Below are 18,569 nucleotides of genomic sequence, written 5' to 3' on the forward strand. Positions count from 1 at the left end.
TATGATGGTCGGTCACCTTATCAGCGTCGCGATCCAGCCAAGACCATGACCGAGCCCCGCAAGATTCTCGTCACCAGCGCCCTGCCCTATGCCAACGGCTCCATCCACCTCGGCCACATGGTCGAGTACATCCAGACCGACATCTGGGCGCGCTTCCAGCGGCTGCGCGGCAACCAGTGCCTCTATGTCTGCGCCGACGACGCCCACGGCTCGGCCATCATGCTGCGCGCCGAGCGCGAGGGCATCACGCCCGAACAGCTGATCGACAACGTCAAGCGCGAGCACAGCACCGACTTCGCCGACTTCGGCGTGGCCTTCGACAACTTCCATTCCACCCATGCGGAAGAGAATCGCGAGCTGTCGCGCGCCATCTACCTGAAGCTGCGGGAAAACGGCCACATCGCCACCCGTCCGGTCACCCAGTACTTCGACCCGGACAAGCAGATGTTCCTCGCCGATCGCTTCATCAAGGGCACCTGCCCCAAGTGCGGCAGCGCCGACCAGTACGGCGACAACTGCGAGAAGTGCGGCGCCACCTATGCGCCCACCGAGCTGAAGGATCCCAAGTCGGCCATCTCCGGGGCGACCCCGGTGCTGCGCGAATCCGAGCACTTCTTCTTCAAGCTTCCCGACTTCAGCGACATGCTCAAGGGCTGGACCCGTAGCGGTGCCCTGCAGGAATCGGTGGCCAACAAGATCGCCGAATGGCTGGACGCGGGCCTGCAGGAGTGGGACATCTCCCGCGATGCGCCCTACTTCGGCTTCGAGATCCCCGATGCACCCGGCAAGTACTTCTATGTCTGGCTGGACGCCCCCATCGGCTACATGGCCAGCTTCAAGAATCTCTGCGACCGCCGCGCCGACCTCGACTTCGACGCCTTCTGGAACAAGGACAGCACCGCCGAGCTGTACCACTTCATCGGCAAGGACATCGTCAACTTCCACGCGTTGTTCTGGCCGGCCATGCTCGAAGGCGCCGGCTACCGCAAGCCGACCGCGCTGAACGTCCACGGCTTCCTGACCGTCGACGGCCAGAAGATGTCCAAGTCCCGTGGCACCTTCATCAAGGCGCGCACCTACCTGGATCACCTGAATCCCGAGTACCTGCGCTACTACTTCGCCGCCAAGCTCTCGCGCCATGTCGAGGACATCGACCTGAACCTCGAGGACTTCGTGCAGAAGGTCAATTCCGACCTGGTGGGCAAGGTGGTCAACATCGCCAGCCGCTGCGCCGGCTTCATCCACAAAGGCAATGCCGGCCTGCTGGTGGACGCCCAGGCCGCTCCCGAGCTGGAAGCCGCCTTCCGCGCCGCCGCGCCGAGTATCGCCGAGGCCTACGAGACCCGTGACTTCGGCCGCGCCATGCGCGAGACCATGGCCCTGGCCGACCGCGCCAATGCCTGGATCGCCGAGAAGGCGCCGTGGAGCCTGGCCAAGCAGGACGGCAAGGCCGACGAGGTCCAGGCCATCTGCGCCCAGGGCATCGAGCTGTTCCGCCAGCTGGCGATCCTGCTCAAGCCGGTACTGCCCAACCTGGTCGCCGCCGCCGAGAGCTTCCTCAACGTTGCGCCCCTGACCTGGGCCGACCTCGATACCCGCCTGGCCAACCACCAGCTCAACGTCTTCCAGCCGCTGCTCACCCGCATCGAACCCGCCAAGGTGCAGACCTTGATCGACGCTTCCAAGGAAGACCTGGCCGCCCAGGCCGCCCCCCAGCTCGCCGGTAACGGCGAACTGACCAAGGCCCCGCTGGCCGAGACCATCGACTTCGATACCTTCGCCAAGGTCGATCTGCGCATCGCCCTGATCGAGAAGGCCGAATTCGTCGAGGGCGCCGACAAGCTGCTGCGCCTGACCCTGGACATCGGCGATGCCAAGCGCAACGTCTTCTCCGGCATCAAGAGCGCCTACCCGGAGCCGAGCCAGCTCGAAGGCCGCCTGACCCTGTACGTCGCCAACCTGGCGCCACGCAAGATGAAGTTCGGCGTCTCCGAAGGCATGGTGCTGGCCGCCGGTCCCGGCGGCAGCGAGATCCACCTGCTCAGCCCCGACAGCGGCGCCAAGCCCGGCCAGCGGGTGATGTGACAGCGACGGCGCCCCAGGGCGCCGTCCTTTCAAGTGCAAGCCATGAACGCCCAAACCAACCTCATCACCGCCATCGACGCCCTCTTGCCGCAGACCCAGTGCGGCAAGTGCGGCCATCCCGGTTGCCAGCCCTATGCGGCGGGCATTGCCGCGGGCGAGGCGCATAACAAGTGCCCGCCCGGTGGCACGACCACCATTCTCGAACTCTCGGCGCTGCTGCAGCGCCCCGCGCTGCCACTGGATTCGCCCTACCCGGTGACGCCCAGCCAGCGCGCGGTGATCCGCGAGGCCGACTGCATCGGCTGCACCAAGTGCATCCAGGTCTGCCCCACCGACGCCATCCTCGGCGCGGCCAAGCTGATGCACACGGTCATCGAAAGCGAATGCAGCGGCTGCGAGCTGTGCCTGGCGCCATGTCCGGTGGACTGCATCGACCTGGTGGCGACCCCCGAGCCGGTCGACCGCGCCGCGGAACGAGCGCGTGCCCGCTACTATCGTCGGCGCTTCGACGCCCGCCAGGCGCGCCTGCAACGGGAGCGCGAGCGCCTGGAGGCCGAGCGTCAGCGGCGGCAGGCACCCATGGCCAACGCCGCGATCCCGGCGCCACCCGCAGCGGCGGACGCTTCGCTCAAGCCGCTGAAGATCGCCGCCGCCATGGCCCGCGTCGCCCTGCAGAAGGCCGAGCGGCAACTGGCCCAGTACGGCACGGCCGCCCTGGAGGCCCAGGTGCAGCAATTGCGCGCAGCTGCGGAGCAGGCCCAGGCCGCGCTGGACCAGGCGCAGCTGACGCCGGCGGACAGCGCTACCGCCCCCGCCGCGCCGCCCCCGGTAGCGGATCCCGCCATCCTCAAGCAGGCGCGCATCGCCGCCACCCTGGCCCGCGCCCAGCTGACCAAGGCCGAGCGGGCCTTTGGCACCACACCCTCTCCCGAACAGCAGGCGCAGCTCGACGCCTTGCGTACTGCCGCCCAACAGGCCGCCCACCACCTCGCCGCCCTGGAATCGCGAACCGCCCCATGAACGCCGCCAAACGCCTGGAGATCTTTCGCCGCCTGCACGAGGACAATCCCGATCCCAAGACGGAATTGGCCTATGCCTCGCCGTTCGAACTGCTGATCGCGGTGATCCTCTCCGCCCAGGCCACCGACGTCAGCGTCAACAAGGCCACCGCCCGCCTCTACCCGGTGGCCAATACGCCCCGGGCCATCCTCGACCTGGGTGTAGAGGGGTTGTCGGAGTACATCAAGACCATAGGGCTCTACAACAGCAAGGCCAAGAACGTCATCGAGACCTGCCGGCTGCTGCTGGAGCGCCACGGTGGCGAGGTGCCCCAGACCCGCGAGGCACTCGAGGCCCTGCCCGGCGTCGGTCGCAAGACCGCCAACGTGGTGCTCAACACCGCCTTCCGCCAGCTCGCCATGGCCGTGGACACCCACATCTTCCGCGTCAGCAACAGGACCAACCTGGCGCCTGGCAAGAACGTGGTCGAGGTCGAACTGAAGCTGCTCAAGGTGGTGCCGAAGGATTTCCTGCTGGACGCCCATCACTGGCTCATCCTGCACGGCCGCTACGTCTGTCAGGCGCGCAAGCCACGCTGTGGCAGCTGCCGCATCGAAGATCTCTGTGAATACAAGGCGAAAACTTCGGACGATTGAAGAAGGGCGCATCAACGTCCTGCGACGATTGAAAAAATCTTTTTTACCGGCCCCTGCTTTGTCGCTATAAGGTGCGCGAAAAGGTCCCGCAGCCCTGTCGATGACTGGCGTGTGACCCTGTCCAGCCTTGCAGGAGTTACCAATGGCCGAAGACAAAAGCGATATCGATGTAGACGATGATTTCGAGACCGATGGCGAAGCGCCCGAGACCGTCGAACCCGTCGTCAGCAAGACTAACCTGACCAAGCGGCGGCTGATCGACAACATGCTCGAAGAGCGCCGCCTGAAGCGACAGATTTCCGAGTACGACTTCGATCTGTAAGCCATGAAAAACCCCAGCCGAGGCTGGGGTTCTGTCGTGCGGGGCGACCCTTACAGCAGGGTGCGGCCCTTGCCTGCGGCGATGCGCATGCGCAGGGCGTTGAGCTTGATGAAGCCCGCCGCGTCCGCCTGGTTGTAGGCGCCGCCGTCTTCTTCGAAGGTGGCGATGTTGGCGTCGAACAGCGACTCGTCGGACTTGCGGCCGACGACGATGACGTTGCCCTTGTACAGCTTCAGGCGCACCACGCCGTTCACGTTGGCCTGGGAGGCGTCGATCAGCTGCTGCAGCATCAGGCGCTCGGGGCTCCACCAGTAGCCGGTGTAGATCAGGCTGGCGTACTTGGGCATCAGCTCGTCCTTGAGGTGGGCTACCTCGCGGTCGAGGGTGATGGACTCGATGGCGCGGTGGGCCTTGAGCATGATGGTGCCACCGGGGGTCTCGTAGCACCCACGCGACTTCATGCCCACATAGCGATTCTCGACGATGTCCAGGCGACCGATGCCGTTCTCGCCGCCGATGCGGTTCAGTTCGGCCAGCACGGTGGCCGGGCTCAGCTCCTGGCCGTCGATGGCGACGATGTCACCGTTGCGGTAGGTCAGCTCGAGATAGGTCGGGGTATCCGGCGCGGCTTCCGGGGACTTGGTCCAGCGCCACATGTCTTCTTCGTGCTCGGTCCAGGTGTCTTCCAGCACGCCGCCCTCGTAGGAGATGTGCAGCAGGTTGGCGTCCATGGAGTACGGCGACTTCTTCTTGCCGTGGCGCTCGATCGGGATCTGATGCTTCTCGGCGTAGTCCATCAGCTTCTCGCGGGACAGCAGGTCCCACTCGCGCCAGGGCGCGATCACCTTGACGCCCGGCTTGAGGGCGTAGGCGCCCAGCTCGAAGCGCACCTGGTCGTTGCCCTTGCCGGTGGCGCCGTGGGAGATGGCGTCGGCGCCGGTCTCGTTGGCGATCTCGATCAGGCGCTTGGCGATCAGCGGACGGGCGATGGAGGTACCCAGCAGGTACTCGCCTTCGTAGACGGTGTTGGCACGGAACATCGGGTAAACGAAGTCGCGGACGAATTCTTCGCGCAGGTCGTCGATGTAGATTTCCTTGACGCCCATGGCCTTGGCCTTGGCACGCGCCGGTTCGACTTCCTCGCCCTGGCCGAGGTCAGCGGTGAAGGTCACCACTTCGCAGTTATAGGTATCCTGCAGCCACTTGAGGATCACCGAGGTGTCCAGGCCGCCGGAATACGCCAGGACTACCTTCTTCACATCCGCCATGCCGTTCGCTCCCGTGTGTTGCGTTGAGTCGGAAAGCGGCAATTCTACTGGTCGTATCGCTGCTTTTACAGGGGCGCGACGCACTCTGATGTCTGGGCGACATGTGGTCGGGGCGGATCAGCCCTTGGGTTTGGCAGGCGGTGCGGGGGTCGGCGCAGGCGGCGCGGGGGGATTGGCGGCGGTATTGGTGACCGGCGCCGTGGGCGCCTCGCCGCTCGGCGGGACCCGCGAGAACACCAAGGTCACCCGGCGGTTGAGCGCGCGATTGGCCTTGCTGGTGTTGGGCGCCACGGGGTACTGCTCGCCAAAGAAGCGCAATTCGATCTGCTCCGCGGCGAAGCCCTTGCTCTTGAGGTACTCCATCACGGCGATGGCGCGCAGTCGCGATTCCTGGCGGTTGTCCAGGCGAGTGCCCTGGTTATCGCTGTAGCCGGAGACGATGACGTGATTCACCGTCGGATCGGCGTTCAGGTACTCGTCGATCAGGTCCAGCTTGGCCTTGCCGACGTCATCCAGGGTGTCGCCACCACCCGGGAAATTGACCTGGGAATGGCGGATCTGCTCGAAGTTGACCGCCAGCAGCTTCTGGGTGCAGGCCTGGAATTGCTGGTAGGCCGGTTCGAAGCGCACTGGCAGCAGCCGCACCTCGACCCTGTCGTTCAGGGCACCCGGCCGGCTGATCTGCGGCATGCGCCCCTCCATCAGCCCCGCGAGCAGGCGCTGGGCCTGCTGCGCCGTGGTCGCCAGGGCCTGTTCGCCCTCCACCACCTGCACCGAACCGAGGTTGATGTCGCCGAGGCCCGGTCGCCAGGGCGCCGCCGCCGCGCGCAGGCTGGCGCTGCCGGCGGGCAGCCACTGACCGGTAGGGCGCAGCTCGAAGACCGTCGCCTCGCCGGCGCGGCGCAGGAAGCCGCCGCTGCCGAAGCGCGGGATGGGCTGCAGCAGCCGACAGGCGAAGATATCGCCCTCCACCTTCCATTCCACGCTCTCGAGCCGACTCTGGAAGGTCATCCCCCAGGCCGGCACGGCGAGCAGTAGACAAGACAGGAAGAGGTAACGCGGGCGCACGTCGGACTCCGGGAAAGAAAGGTACCTGGGGTTCATATCGGTCAAGGGCGCGGAAAACTTGAGCGCGGTCCTGCCGCACGGGTGCCGGCTAACCCCCTTTTCCGGTAGCATTTCCCTACTTTCCCGCAGCCTGGAATCCCGCATGACCGACCGGATCACCCTCGCCCGTCCCGACGACTGGCACATTCACCTGCGCGACGGCGCCGCCCTGCCGCAGACCGTCGCCGACGCCGCCCGCGAATTCGGTCGCGCCATCGTCATGCCGAACCTGGTCCCGCCGGTGCGCAATACCGAGCAGGCCGCCGCCTACCGCGAGCGCATCCTCGCCGCCCGTCCCGCCGGCAGCCGCTTCGAGCCGCTGATGGTGCTCTATCTCACCGACCGCACCAGTCCGGAAGACGTCCGCACCGCCAAGGCCAGCGGCTTCGTGCATGCCGCCAAGCTCTACCCGGCCGGCGCCACCACCAACTCCGACTCCGGCGTCACCTCGCTGGACAACCTCTTTCCGACCCTGGAGGCCATGGCCGAGGTCGGCCTGCCGCTGCTGATCCACGGCGAGGTCACCCATGCCGAGGTAGACGTCTTCGACCGCGAGAAGAAATTCATCGACGAGCACCTGGTGCGCATCGTCCAGCGCTTCCCGACGTTGAAGGTGGTCTTCGAGCACATCACCACCGGCGACGCCGCTGCCTTCGTCCGCGAAGCCCCGGCCAACGTCGGTGCCACCATCACCGTCCATCACCTGCTGTACAACCGCAACCACATGCTGGTGGGCGGGATCCGGCCGCATTTCTACTGCTTGCCGATCCTCAAGCGCAACACCCACCAGAGCGCCCTGCTCGACGCCGCCACCAGCGGCAACCCCAAGTTCTTCCTCGGTACCGACTCGGCGCCCCATGCCCGCCATGCCAAGGAAGCCGCCTGTGGCTGCGCCGGCTGCTACACCGCCTATGGCGCCCTGGAGCTCTATGCCGAGGCCTTCGAAAGCCGCGACGCCCTGGACCGCCTGGAGGGCTTCGCCAGTCACTTCGGCCCGGACTTCTACGGCCTGCCGCGCAACACCGAGACCGTCACCCTGGTGCGCGAGGACTGGCAGGCGCCGGCCACCCTGCCCTTCGGCGACCACGAGGTGATACCGCTGCGTGCCGGTGAAACCCTGCGCTGGCGGCTGGAGGTGGGCGCATGAGCATGGACGAGACCTTCAACGACGAACTGGATGCCAGCCAGCCCATGTCCGACTCGCGCATCCCCATGGCGCGGCGCTTCCGCGGCTACCTGCCGGTGGTGGTGGACGTCGAGACCGGGGGCTTCAATGCCGCCACCGACGCCCTGCTGGAAATCGCCGCCACCACGGTCGCCATGGACGATGAAGGGGTGCTCTATCCGGATCACACCTACTTCTTCCGCGTCGAACCCTTCGCCGGCGCCAACATCGAGCCCGCGGCGCTGGAATTCACCGGGATCAAGCTCGACCACCCACTGCGCATGGCGGTGGGCGAGGAGCATGCTCTCAGCGAGATCTTCAAGGGCGTGCGCAAGTCGCTCAAATCCAGTGGCTGCAAGAGAGCCATCCTGGTCGGCCACAACAGCAGCTTCGACCTGGGCTTCCTCAACGCCGCGGTGCTGCGCTGCGGCCTGAAGCGCAATCCCTTCCACCCCTTCTCCAGCTTCGACACCGCCACCCTCGCCGGCCTGGCCTACGGCCAGACGGTGCTGGCCAAGGCCTGCCAGGCGGCCGGTATCGAATTCGATAACCGCGAAGCCCATTCCGCCCGCTACGACACCGAGAAAACTGCGGAGCTGTTCTGCGGCATCGTCAATCGCTGGCGGGAAATGGGCGGCTGGGTTGACCTCGACTGAGCAGACGACCGTTCGTCGTACAAGACGCCTTTGATGAGATTTTGCCGCTTTCAACTTTGACAATCATTCTCATTGTCATTAGCTTTGGCGGCACCTCCACTCATACAGCAGGCGATCCATGTACGTGTGTCTTTGCCGTGGCGTGACCGACAAGCAGATCCGTGAAGCCATCTATGACGGCTGCTGCAGTTATCGGGAAGTACGGGAGAGCACCGGCTGCGCCACCCAGTGTGGCAAGTGCGCCTGCCTGGCCAAGCAGGTGGTCAAGGAAACGCTCGGCGAACTCCATGGCGCCCAGCAACTCGCCTACGCCCTGGACGTCCCCCACGTCTAGGCAAGCACGCTGTGAAAAAAAGCCGGACCCTGGGTCCGGCTTTTTTATTGTCTAATCAAACGCTTACGGAAAGGATGGAAAAGCTTTCGATTACCGTTCGATTTTCGTCGATTTTTCAACAACTTAAGCTTTTGACAAAGGGCTTTTCGACGCTCAGACTGCCGGCAATCCCACCCCATCCGCAGGTCCGGCCATGAAAGGCGATATCACCGTCATCCAGCATTTGAACAAGATCCTCGGCAATGAACTGGTGGCCATCAACCAGTATTTCCTGCACTCGCGGATGTACAACGACTGGGGTATCCGCAAGCTCGGTCACCACGAGTACAAGGAATCCATCGACGAGATGAAGCACGCCGATCGCCTGATCGAGCGCATCCTGTTCCTGGAAGGCCTGCCCAACCTGCAGGACCTGGGCAAGCTGATGATCGGCGAGAACACCCAGGAGATGATCCAGTGCGACCTGCGCCTGGAGATCGGCGCCGTCGCCGACCTGCGTGAGGCCATCACCTATTGCGAGAGCGTGCGCGACTACGTGAGTCGCGACATGCTCAAGGACATCCTCGCCTCCGAGGAAGAGCACATCGATTGGCTGGAGACCCAGCTCACCCTGATCGCCAGCGTCGGGATCGAGAACTACATCCAGTCACAGATGCACGACGACGATTGATCGAATCGCGCCCATGAAAAAGCCCGCCTAGTGCGGGCTTTTTCATGGGCCAGGGACTCAGGCGTCTTTGGTTTCCACGGCTTGCTTGATCAGGGTCTGCAGCTCGCCCTTCTCGTACAGCTCGGCCAGGATGTCGCTGCCGCCGACCAGCTCGCCACCGACCCACAGCTGGGGGAAGGTCGGCCAGTTGGCGTACTTCGGCAGGTTGGCGCGGATTTCCGGATTCTGCAGGATGTCGACGTAGGCAAACTTCTCGCCACAGGCCATCAGCACCTGGGCGGCGCGGGACGAGAAGCCGCACTGAGGCGCGTTCGGCGAACCCTTCATGTAGAGCAGCACGGGATTGTTGGCAATCTGGTCTTTGATGGTATCGATGATGTCCACGATGCACCTCGCTAATACGGTGGGAGGATTGTAACGGAAAGGCCGGTGGAACGCCGGGATTTCCGCGACGTCCAGCCCGGCACAGGCGCGGCTCGACCTGCCAATCGACCACGCTCCGGCAGCGCCGTTCGCCGGGGCGCCGGCGATCCCGCACCACGCCGAGCAAACTTTGGCGTGGCGGTCGTGGTCAGGTTAAGGGTAGGCGCCGCTCGGTGCGCCTGTTCCAAGACCCAGGAGAACTCCATGAGCCTGTTCAGCACCATTCTTTCCAAGCTCGGCATCGGCGAAGCCCACGCCGACACCCCTGCCGCCGCCCCCACCACCGGCGCGACCGAGACCGCCGCTCCCGCTGGCAGCACCGCCGCCCCCACGGCTGGCGCCGCCCCCATCAGCCAGGTGGACGTCGCCGCCAAGCTCGATGCCCTGGCCGCGCAGAAGGGCGAACAGCTCAACTGGAAGACCTCGATCGTCGATCTGCTCAAGCTGCTCGACTTGGACAGCAGCCTGAGCGCCCGCCAGGAGCTGGCCAAGGAGCTGAACTGCCCCGCCGACAAGCTGGGCGACTCCGCCCAGATGAACATGTGGCTGCACAAAGCCGTCCTGCAGAAGCTGGCCGACAACGGCGGCAACGTTCCCGCCGACCTGCTGTAAGGCCCAGCCGGGCAGCCGATCGCGGCGCCCGGTATCCCGCTCCCCGTCGTAGGGGGCGCTCCGAATGAAGGGAGCCCCCTGCGATGGTGGTAAAATGCGACATGAACTTATACCATTTCGCCTTTGGTCTTTCCGCCGTGTGACACGGCATGCTCTCAGGTTCGCCACGCCCGCCATGGGCGGCCGTTACCGGGACGGGACGCTAGGGTAACGAAATGACGGTTCGCCACTTCCTCTCTTTCATGGATTGTTCCCCCGCGGAACTCCGGCAGCTCATCGCTCGCGGCATCGAGCTCAAGGCCTTGCGCAACCAGGGTGTGCTGCACGAGCCCCTGCGCAATCGCGTGCTGGGCATGATCTTCGAGAAGGCCTCCACCCGTACCCGCCTCTCCTTCGAGGCCGGCATGATCCAGCTCGGTGGCCAGGCGATCTTCCTCTCCTCCCGCGACACCCAGCTCGGCCGCGGCGAGCCGGTGCCGGACAGCGCCCGGGTCATGTCCAGCATGCTCGATGGCGTGATGATCCGTACCTATGCCCACGAGATGCTCACTACCTTCGCCGCCCATTCTCGTGTCCCCGTGATCAACGGCCTGTCGGACGATCTCCATCCCTGCCAGCTGTTGGCCGACATGCAGACCTTCTTCGAGCACCGTGGTGACATCCAGGGCAAGACCGTGGCCTGGATCGGCGATGGCAACAACATGTGCAACAGCTACATCGAAGCGGCCGAACAGCTGGACTTCACCCTGCGCATCGCCTGCCCGGAAGGCTACGAACCCAACCCGCGCTTTCTCGAGCGTGCCGGCGACCGGGTTCAGCTGACCCGGGACCCCCGCGAGGCAGTAGCCCAGGCGCACCTGGTCAGCACCGATGTCTGGACCTCCATGGGTCAGGAAGAGGAAACCCGCTTGCGCCTGGCGGCCTTCAAGCCCTACCAGGTCACCGCCGAGTTGCTCGACGGCGCGGCCCCGGAGGTGCTGTTCATGCACTGCCTGCCCGCCCATCGCGGCGAAGAAATCAGCCATACGCTGCTGGAGGATCCGCGCGCCGTGGTCTGGGATGAAGCCGAGAATCGGCTGCACGCGCAGAAGGCACTGCTGGAATTCCTCATCAAGCCGCCACTGCACGCCTGATCCTTCCGCGCGCGGGCGGCTCCAATGCCCGCGCCCACCTCAGAGCAGCAGGCTGCCGCTGACGACCGTCACGGCGCGCCCGGCGATACTGACGCGATCCCCCTCCAGTCGACACCAGAGCTGGCCACCGCGCGCCGAGAGCTGCTGGGCGGTGAGCATGCGCTTGGCCAGCCGCCGCGACCAATAGGGAATCAGGCTGCAATGGGCCGAGCCGGTCACGGGATCCTCGTCGACTCCCACGCCCGGCGCGAAAAAGCGCGAAACGAAGTCCACCTCCTGGCCGCGCGCCGTGATGATAACTCCCTGCCAGGGCAGGCGGGCGATGGCCGCCAGGTCCGGCTTGCACTCGCGTACCGCCTGCTCCGATTCGAGCAGCACCAGCAGCTTATCGGCCGCCAGGGCGTCCACGGGCGACATGCGCAGGGCGCGCTCCAGCTCGGGCGTCACCCCCAGCTCCGAAGGCACCAGCGCCGGGAAGTCGAGCGCCAGCAGCCCACTCGGCTCCCGGAAGACCCGCAACACGCCGGCCTGGCTGATGAATTCCAGGCGGTCCCCGGGTTCGCCATAGACCTCGAAGAGCACATGGGCCGCCGCCAGGGTGGCGTGGCCGCAGAGCGGCACCTCTACCCGGGGAGTGAACCAGCGGATACGCCAGGTCTCGGCTTCCCGCACCACGAAGGCGGTTTCGGACAGATTGTGTTCGGTGGCGATGCGCTGCAACAGCTCGTCGGCGGGCCAGCTCTCCAGGCGGTACACGGCGGCGGGGTTGCCGCGAAAGGGCTGATCGGTGAAGGCGTCGACCTGGTGAAATGCTAGGGGCATGCGCGCTACCTGGACAGAAGAAGAGAAACAGCGAGCCTCGCGTCCCTTCGGTACCCGGCTCTCACCGTTCCGACAATGACGCTTACAGGGTCAGACCTGACAACGGGTCGGTTGTCGCCCGGGCCCTCTGACCAAAATAGCAGGCGCCGTCGCATCGGCAATGAATTAGGGAACGTCGTCACTGTTTTTGCGCTCAGGAGCTTTGACAGTTTTCATATTTGAAATTAGATTTTCGGTTGCGAACAAATGGCTCAACGGCCACCTATAAATACAACAACCACGAGGCTCCCCATGAGTACTCTTCTCGCTCCAACCCTACGCGGTCAATGTATCGCCGAGTTCCTCGGCACTGCCCTGCTCATCTTCTTCGGTACCGGTTGTGTGGCGGCGGCGAAGGTCGGCGGCGCCACGCTTGGCCTCTGGGAGATCAGTATCATCTGGGGCGTCGGCGTGAGCATGGCCGTCTACCTGTCCGCCGGGGTCTCCGGCGCGCACCTGAGCCCGGCCGTCACCATCGCGCTGTGGCTGTTCGGTGGCTTCGAGCGACGCAGGGTCCCGGCCTACATCGTCGCCCAGGTGGCCGGTGCCTTCTGCGGTGCGGCTCTGGTCTACGGCCTCTACAGCAGCCTGTTTTTCGATTACGAACAAGCCCACCATATCGTCCGTGGCAGCCAGGCCAGCCTGGAACTGGCCGGGGTCTTCTCCACCTATGCCCACCCCTCCCTGTCCATCGGCCAGGCCTTCCTGGTCGAAGCCGTCATCACTGCCATCCTGCTCGCCATGATCATGGCCCTCACCGACGACGGCAACGGCCTGCCCCGCGGCCCGCTCGCGCCCCTGCTGATCGGCCTGCTGATCGCCGTGATCGGCGGCTCCATGGGCCCGCTGACCGGCTTCGCCATGAACCCGGCGCGGGATTTCGGGCCGAAGCTGATGACCTTCTTCGCCGGCTGGGGCGAGATCGCCTTCACCGGCGGCCGGGACATCCCCTACTTCCTGGTGCCCATCGTCGCCCCCATCGTCGGTGCCTGCCTGGGCGCCGCCGGCTACAAGGCGCTGATCTGCCGCCACCTGCCCGGCCTGTCCGGTGCCTGCGACGTACCGGCCAAGGCCGAGGAACCCGCTCGTACCGAGGTCACCTCGGCATCCAAAGCGTCCTGATCGCCACGAATCACAATAAGGAATACGACCATGACCGACCAGAACAAGCAGTACATCGTCGCGCTCGACCAGGGCACCACCAGCTCCCGGGCCATCGTGCTCGACCGCAACGCCAACGTGGTGACCATCGCCCAGCGCGAATTCGCCCAGATCTATCCCCAGGCCGGCTGGGTGGAACACGATCCGATGGAAATCTGGGCCACCCAGAGTGCCGTCTTCGTCGAGGCCCTGGCCCAGGCCAGCATCACCAACGAGCAGATCGCCGCCATCGGCATCACCAACCAGCGCGAAACCGCCATCGTCTGGGACAAGACCACCGGTCGCCCCATCTACAACGCCATCGTCTGGCAGAGCCGCCAGAGCACCGCGATCTGCGACCAGCTCAAGCGCGATGGCATGGAAGAGCACATTCGCAAGACCACCGGCCTGGTGATCGATCCCTACTTCTCGGGCACCAAGATCAAGTGGATCCTCGACCACGTCGAGGGCAGCCGTGAACGCGCCCGGCGCGGCGAGCTGCTGTTCGGCACCGTGGACACCTGGCTGATCTGGAAGATGACCCAGGGCAAGGCCCATGTCACCGACTACACCAACGCCTCGCGCACCCTGCTGTTCGATATCCACAAGCGCGAGTGGGACGCCACCCTGCTCGAGGTGCTGGACATCCCCCGCGAGATGCTGCCGGAAGTGAAGTCCTCGTCCGAGGTCTATGGCCAGGCGCATCTGGGCAGCGGCCAGACCACCGGCATCCCCATCGCCGGTATCGCTGGCGACCAGCAAGCCGCCCTGTTCGGCCAGATGTGCGTGGAGCCCGGCCAGGCCAAGAACACCTACGGCACCGGTTGCTTCCTGCTGATGAACACCGGCGAGAAGGCGGTGCAATCCCAGCACGGCCTGCTGACCACCATCGCCTGCGGTCCCCGTGGCGAGGTCAACTACGCCCTAGAAGGCGCCATCTTCAACGGTGGCTCCACCGTGCAGTGGCTGCGCGACGAACTCAAGGTGATCAACGATTCCCTGGACTCCGAGTACTTCGCCACCAAGGTGACCGACAGCAACGGCGTCTACCTGGTACCGGCCTTCACCGGCCTGGGCGCGCCCTACTGGGATCCCTACGCCCGCGGCGCCCTGTTCGGCCTGACCCGCGGCGTCAAGGTGGACCACATCATCCGCGCTACCCTGGAGTCCATCGCCTTCCAGACCCGTGATGTGCTGGACGCCATGCAGCAGGATGCCGGCGAAGCCTTGAAGTCGCTGCGCGTGGATGGCGGCGCCACCGCCAATAATTTCCTCATGCAGTTCCAGTCGGACGTGCTTGGCACCCGCGTCGAGCGGCCAGAAATGAAGGAAACCACCGCCCTGGGCGCTGCCTACCTGGCCGGTCTCGCCACCGGTTTCTGGAGCAGCCTGGACGAGTTGCGCAGCAAGAGCACCATAGAGCGGGTGTTCGAGCCGGCCTGTGACAACGCCAAGCGCGACCACCTCTACAAGGGCTGGAAGAAGGCCGTGGAGCGCACCCGCGGCTGGGCGCTCGACTGACGGCAAAACGACCGGCGTCGCTCGACGCCGGTCTTGCTTTGCGCGACAAGCGCTTTCCACCATCCATCACCTGCGGCATCCTCTGTGAATGTAGTCGATCACCTCAAGGAAGCCGTAATGAGCCTGGCGCCTCGCCAACAACAGATTCTCGAACTGGTCCGCGAGCGCGGCTACGTCAGTATCGAAGAGCTGGCCCAGCATTTCGCCGTCACCCCGCAGACGATCCGCCGCGACATCAACCAGCTCGCCGAGGCCGGCCTGCTGCGTCGCTACCACGGCGGCGCCGCCCACGACTCCAGCGTGGAAAACACCGAATACAGCATGAGAGCCGGGCAGATGCGCGAGGAAAAGCGCCTGATCGCCGAAGCCGTGGCCGCCGCCGTGCCCGACCATGCCTCGCTGTTCATCAACATCGGCACCACCACCGAAGCCATCGCCCATGCCCTGCTCGGGCATCGCAGCCTCAAGATCATCACCAACAACCTGCACGTGGCCAACATCCTCAGCGCCAAGGACGACTTCGACGTCCTCATCGCCAGCGGCAAGGTGCGCAGCGACGGCGGCGTGGTCGGCCAGGCGACGGCCGACTTCATCAAGCAGTTCAAGGTCGACTATGCAGTGGTCGGCATCAGCGGCATCGACGAGGACGGCACCCTGCTGGACTTCGACTATCAGGAAGTCTGCGTCTCCCAGGCGATCATCCACAATGCCCGCCAGGTGTTCCTCGCCGCCGACTCCAGCAAGTTCGGCCGCAACGCCATGATCCGCCTGGGCAGCCTCGAACAGATCGACCAACTGTTCACCGAGCGGGAACCCTCGCCCGCCTTCGCCCGCTGCCTGCAGGAATGGCAGGTAAAGGTGGAAGTGGCGCGCCCGCGCTGACTGCCCGGAGGCGACGACCATTCGTCGCCTCGCCTTCTTCTATATTCGTTTTTTTTCGTTTTAGCGGTCCTAAGCCCTAGACCTGGCTAGAACCTGTCATTTTGCTGGGCTATCATGTTCGAAACCGAATAATTATGTTCGTTTCACAGGAGGCATCATGGCCCAGGCACCTACTGCAACTCCCCGGACTTACGATCTCGCCGTCATCGGCGGTGGCATCAACGGCGTCGGCATCGCGGCCGATGCCGCAGGTCGTGGACTGTCGGTGTTTCTCTGTGAACGCGACGACCTGGCCAGCCATACCTCTTCCGCCAGCAGCAAGCTGATCCATGGTGGCCTGCGTTACCTGGAGCACCACGAATTCCGCCTGGTGCGCGAAGCCCTGGCGGAGCGCGAGGTACTGCTGGCCAAGGCGCCCCATATCGTCAAGCCGATGCGCTTCGTACTGCCGCACCGTCCGCACTTGCGTCCGGCCTGGATGATCCGCGCCGGCCTCTTCCTCTATGACCACCTGGGCAAGCGCGAGAAGCTGCCGGGTTCCCGTGGCCTCAAATTCGACGCCCACGGCCCGCTGAAGGCGGAGATCAAGCGCGGTTTCGAATACTCCGATTGCTGGGTGGACGATGCCCGCCTGGTGGTGCTCAACGCCATGCAGGCGCGGGACAAGGGGGCCGACATCGTGACCCGGACCCGTTGCATCAGCGCCCGCCGCGTCGAAGGCCAGTGGGAAGTCGAGGTCGAGGGTCCTCAGGGTCGCCGGCAGATTCGCGCCAAGGCACTGGTAAATGCCGCCGGCCCCTGGGTCGCCAGCTTCATCCGCCAGGACCTGCAGCAGAAATCGCCCTACGGCATTCGCCTGATCCAGGGCAGCCACGTCATCGTGCCCAAGCTGTACGAAGGCGAGCAGGCCTACATCATGCAGAACGAGGACCGCCGTATCGTCTTCGCCATCCCCTACCTGGGCCAGTACACCATGGTCGGGACCACGGATCGCGAGTACCAGGGTGATCCGGCGAAGGTGGCCATCACCGAGCAGGAAATGGACTACGTACTGGGCGTGGCCAACGCCCACTTCCGCAAGCAGCTCAGCCGCGCCGACGTACTGCACAGCTTTTCCGGCGTCCGCCCGCTGTGCGACGACGAATCGGACAACCCCTCGGCCATCACCCGCGACTACACCCTGTCGCTGGCCGAGGAGCAAGGCGCGCCGCTGCTGTCGGTCTTCGGTGGCAAGCTGACCACCTATCGCAAGCTCGCCGAGTCGGCGATGGCACAACTGCAGCCCTTCTTCCCCAACCTGGGCGGCAGCTGGACCGCCACCGCGCCGCTGCCCGGTGGGGAACAGATGACCACGCCGCAAGCGCTCACCCGTGAGTTGCTGGACAAGGTCAGCGGCCTGACCCCGGCCCTGGCACAGCGCTGGGCCACCACCTACGGCAGCCGGGTCTGGACACTGCTGGGCGACTCGCGCTCGGTGGAGGAACTGGGGCCGGTAATCGGCGCCGACCTGCACCTTCGCGAAGTCGAGTACCTGCAACGCCATGAATGGGTCACCAGCGCCGACGACGTGCTCTGGCGCCGGACCAAGCTGGGCCTGGTGTTCAGTGACGCGGAACGGGCCGCCCTGGAGCAGCACCTGGCACTGGCCGAGACTGCACCGTCCGCCAAGGACAGCGACGCGGCCTGAGGCGTACGTCGCCAGGGCTGGCCGCGCGCCGCCCTGGCGGAGGCTCGTTGAGCCTGGGACCTGCCAAGGGCATAGGCAGCATCATGAAATACCTTCATGATGCGCCTTTGTCTTCAGTGCCTTGCCATGTTCGAACTTCGCCATCTGAAAACCCTGCACGCGCTACGCGAATCTTCCAGCCTGGTGGAAGCGGCAGAACGCTTGCACCTGACCCAGTCCGCCCTCTCCCACCAGTTCAAGGAACTGGAGGAACGCCTGGGCACCCCGCTGTTCATCCGCAAGACCAAGCCCATTCGCTTCACCAGTGCCGGCCTGCGCCTGCTGCAGACCGCGGACGCGGTATTGCCGCATCTGCGCAGCGCGGAACGGGACCTGGCGCGATTGGTGGGGGGAACGGCGGGACGGCTGCACATGGCCATCGAATGCCACAGCTGCTTCCAGTGGCTGATGCCGACCATCGATCAATTTCGCGACTCCTGGCCGGAGGTGGAGCTGGACCTGGCGTCCGGCTTCTCCTTCGCCCCCCTGCCGGCGCTGGCGCGGGGCGATCTGGACCTGGTGGTGACGGCCGATCCGGTGGACCTTTCGGGGGTCACCTATGTGCCGCTGTTCACCTATGAGGCGCTGCTGGCGGTGGCCAACCAGCACCCCCTGGCGCAGCGGCCCTTCATCGTGCCCCAGGACCTGGCCCAGGAAACCCAGATCACCTATCCGGTGGAACGGGATCGCCTGGACATCTTCACCCGCTTCCTCGACCCAGCCGATGTCGAGCCGTTGTCGATTCGCACGGCGGAGATGACGGTGATGATGCTGCAACTGGTGGCGTCGGGTCGTGGCGTCTGCTGCCTGCCCAACTGGGCGATCCACGAATACAGCTCGCGCGGCTACGTCACGGCTCGTCGCCTGGGGGAAAAAGGCCTCTACGCGACGCTCTATGCAGCCATCCGCGAGGACATGCTGGAGGCGCCCTTCATGCAGGACTTCCTGCTGACGGCCAAGGACACCTCGTTCGCCACGCTCGAAGGGGTCAGCAGCGCACGCTGACCCC

General features: G+C 65.2%; 19 protein-coding genes. 15 read left to right on the plus strand and 4 right to left on the minus strand.

Annotated features, from left to right (window positions below):
• Positions 1 to 45 precede the first annotated feature (45 nt).
• From metG to ACYJP6_RS14450, 4 genes are all read left to right on the plus strand, one after another.
• Positions 46 to 2,085, plus strand: a complete 2,040-nt coding sequence (metG, locus tag ACYJP6_RS14435) for a methionine--tRNA ligase (RefSeq protein ID WP_459475693.1) — start codon at positions 46 to 48, stop codon at positions 2,083 to 2,085.
• A 42-nt stretch (positions 2,086 to 2,127) separates the two neighbouring features.
• On the plus strand, positions 2,128 to 3,105 hold the full coding sequence (locus ACYJP6_RS14440; protein ID WP_459475694.1) for an RnfABCDGE type electron transport complex subunit B: 978 nt from the start codon (positions 2,128 to 2,130) through the stop codon (positions 3,103 to 3,105).
• Complete coding sequence (gene nth, locus ACYJP6_RS14445; RefSeq protein WP_459475696.1) at positions 3,102 to 3,740, plus strand: endonuclease III; 639 nt, start codon at positions 3,102 to 3,104, stop codon at positions 3,738 to 3,740. The genes ACYJP6_RS14440 and nth overlap by 4 nt, the downstream gene beginning before the upstream one ends.
• Positions 3,741 to 3,882: 142 nt before the next feature.
• The gene (locus ACYJP6_RS14450; protein WP_007162755.1) at positions 3,883 to 4,062 is read left to right on the plus strand and encodes a PA3496 family putative envelope integrity protein; all 180 of its coding nucleotides are present in this window, start codon (positions 3,883 to 3,885) and stop codon (positions 4,060 to 4,062) included.
• A 50-nt stretch (positions 4,063 to 4,112) separates the two neighbouring features.
• Here ACYJP6_RS14450 and ACYJP6_RS14455 read toward each other — a convergent pair whose 3' ends face one another.
• Positions 4,113 to 5,330 carry an argininosuccinate synthase gene (locus tag ACYJP6_RS14455; RefSeq protein ID WP_459475698.1) on the minus strand — a complete coding sequence of 406 codons (1,218 nt, stop codon included), beginning with the start codon at positions 5,328 to 5,330 and terminating at the stop codon, positions 4,113 to 4,115.
• 117 nt (positions 5,331 to 5,447) lie between these two features.
• Positions 5,448 to 6,398 carry a flagellar protein MotY gene (locus ACYJP6_RS14460; protein ID WP_459475699.1) on the minus strand — a complete coding sequence of 317 codons (951 nt, stop codon included), beginning with the start codon at positions 6,396 to 6,398 and terminating at the stop codon, positions 5,448 to 5,450.
• A 142-nt stretch (positions 6,399 to 6,540) separates the two neighbouring features.
• On the opposite strand from ACYJP6_RS14460, the gene pyrC reads away from it, so the two are divergent.
• The 4 genes from pyrC (at position 6,541) to bfr (ending at position 9,262) form a co-directional block, all read left to right on the plus strand.
• Positions 6,541 to 7,584 (plus strand): dihydroorotase, encoded by a 1,044-nt coding sequence (gene pyrC, locus ACYJP6_RS14465; RefSeq protein ID WP_459475700.1) that lies wholly within the window; start codon positions 6,541 to 6,543, stop codon positions 7,582 to 7,584.
• A gap of 2 nt (positions 7,585 to 7,586) precedes the next feature.
• Positions 7,587 to 8,258 (plus strand): ribonuclease T, encoded by a 672-nt coding sequence (gene rnt, locus ACYJP6_RS14470; protein ID WP_459475830.1) that lies wholly within the window; start codon positions 7,587 to 7,589, stop codon positions 8,256 to 8,258.
• A 118-nt stretch (positions 8,259 to 8,376) separates the two neighbouring features.
• On the plus strand, positions 8,377 to 8,592 hold the full coding sequence (locus tag ACYJP6_RS14475) for a bacterioferritin-associated ferredoxin (protein WP_459475701.1): 216 nt from the start codon (positions 8,377 to 8,379) through the stop codon (positions 8,590 to 8,592).
• Between the two features lie 193 nt (positions 8,593 to 8,785).
• The gene (gene bfr, locus ACYJP6_RS14480) at positions 8,786 to 9,262 is read left to right on the plus strand and encodes a bacterioferritin (RefSeq protein WP_459475702.1); all 477 of its coding nucleotides are present in this window, start codon (positions 8,786 to 8,788) and stop codon (positions 9,260 to 9,262) included.
• A gap of 57 nt (positions 9,263 to 9,319) precedes the next feature.
• Here the strand turns inward: bfr and grxD are convergent, their stop codons facing one another.
• On the minus strand, positions 9,320 to 9,646 hold the full coding sequence (gene grxD / locus ACYJP6_RS14485; protein WP_007162748.1) for a Grx4 family monothiol glutaredoxin: 327 nt from the start codon (positions 9,644 to 9,646) through the stop codon (positions 9,320 to 9,322).
• 243 nt (positions 9,647 to 9,889) lie between these two features.
• Between grxD and ACYJP6_RS14490 the strand changes: the two genes are divergently transcribed.
• Positions 9,890 to 10,297 carry a DUF3597 domain-containing protein gene (locus ACYJP6_RS14490; RefSeq protein WP_459475703.1) on the plus strand — a complete coding sequence of 136 codons (408 nt, stop codon included), beginning with the start codon at positions 9,890 to 9,892 and terminating at the stop codon, positions 10,295 to 10,297.
• A 215-nt stretch (positions 10,298 to 10,512) separates the two neighbouring features.
• Entirely contained in the window at positions 10,513 to 11,430 is a 918-nt protein-coding gene (argF, locus tag ACYJP6_RS14495; protein ID WP_459475704.1) for an ornithine carbamoyltransferase, read from the plus strand.
• Between the two features lie 39 nt (positions 11,431 to 11,469).
• Here the strand turns inward: argF and ACYJP6_RS14500 are convergent, their stop codons facing one another.
• Complete coding sequence (locus ACYJP6_RS14500; RefSeq protein WP_459475705.1) at positions 11,470 to 12,252, minus strand: PhzF family phenazine biosynthesis protein; 783 nt, start codon at positions 12,250 to 12,252, stop codon at positions 11,470 to 11,472.
• Positions 12,253 to 12,543: 291 nt separating this feature from the next.
• Here ACYJP6_RS14500 and ACYJP6_RS14505 point away from each other — a divergent pair, with 291 nt between their 5' ends.
• From ACYJP6_RS14505 to metR, 5 genes are all read left to right on the plus strand, one after another.
• The gene (locus ACYJP6_RS14505) at positions 12,544 to 13,413 is read left to right on the plus strand and encodes an MIP/aquaporin family protein (RefSeq protein ID WP_459475706.1); all 870 of its coding nucleotides are present in this window, start codon (positions 12,544 to 12,546) and stop codon (positions 13,411 to 13,413) included.
• A gap of 30 nt (positions 13,414 to 13,443) precedes the next feature.
• Complete coding sequence (glpK, locus tag ACYJP6_RS14510) at positions 13,444 to 14,952, plus strand: glycerol kinase GlpK (RefSeq protein ID WP_459475707.1); 1,509 nt, start codon at positions 13,444 to 13,446, stop codon at positions 14,950 to 14,952.
• Between the two features lie 117 nt (positions 14,953 to 15,069).
• Entirely contained in the window at positions 15,070 to 15,834 is a 765-nt protein-coding gene (locus ACYJP6_RS14515) for a DeoR/GlpR family DNA-binding transcription regulator (RefSeq protein ID WP_459475708.1), read from the plus strand.
• Between the two features lie 157 nt (positions 15,835 to 15,991).
• Positions 15,992 to 17,521, plus strand: a complete 1,530-nt coding sequence (gene glpD, locus ACYJP6_RS14520; protein WP_459475710.1) for a glycerol-3-phosphate dehydrogenase — start codon at positions 15,992 to 15,994, stop codon at positions 17,519 to 17,521.
• Between the two features lie 126 nt (positions 17,522 to 17,647).
• Positions 17,648 to 18,565, plus strand: coding sequence for a transcriptional regulator MetR (metR, locus tag ACYJP6_RS14525; protein WP_459475712.1), 918 nt, complete (start codon positions 17,648 to 17,650; stop codon positions 18,563 to 18,565).
• Positions 18,566 to 18,569: the final 4 nt, after the last annotated feature.

This window comes from Pseudomonas sp. No.117, from assembly GCF_054558395.1.